1 pseudogene is annotated in these 589 nt (G+C 65.4%); it reads left to right on the forward strand.

From position 1 onward, the window contains the following. Nucleotides 1–294 (forward strand): annotated as a pseudogene (locus tag CWO89_RS45065) (hypothetical protein); the annotation flags it as partial. Nucleotides 295–589: the final 295 nt, after the last annotated feature.

A 589-nucleotide genomic window follows, 5' to 3' on the forward strand; every position in this document is an offset into this window, starting at 1 on the left:
GCCAATGCGCTCGCGGACGGCGCCGGTGGCGCACCACCGCCGCAGAGTACCGGGACGGTCGCGCTCGGACACACCGAGTGCGATGTGGTCCGCGGCATCGGCGCGCCCGACAATGTCGGTCTTTCCAAAAATGAACGCGGCGATCGCGTCGCCGTCGTCACTTATACGCACGGGCCGCGCGCCGGCATCTACACGTTCACCTCCGGCCGCCTGTCGTCGATCGAGCGCATTGACGTGCCCGCGCCGCAGCCGAAGCCCGGCAAGCCGAAGGCGAAGAAGCACGCGGCGACGTGAGGCCGGCGAACTTGTAGGGTGGGCAAAGCGTAGCGTGCCCACCATCAAGTGCACCGCCCGCAATGGTGGGCACGCTACGCTTTGCCCACCCTACCGCTTCGCCGCGAGTTATGATTCAATTTTCAAACAGCCGAGGGGTGTGAGTCTGCATTCTCGCGGCGCGATGCGCCCGAGCTTTCCTTCACTTTCCACCCTCCTCGAAGACAGAGGGCGCAGGGAAAGCCGGGTGCTGGTTGCACCCGTGGGTCCCGTGCAACAAAAAGCACGGGGGTAGGACCACAGGTTCAACCGAAGC

Origin of the sequence: Bradyrhizobium sp. Leo170 (genome assembly GCF_004296405.1) — a bacterium.
In the GTDB taxonomy this organism is placed as follows: domain Bacteria; phylum Pseudomonadota; class Alphaproteobacteria; order Rhizobiales; family Xanthobacteraceae; genus Bradyrhizobium.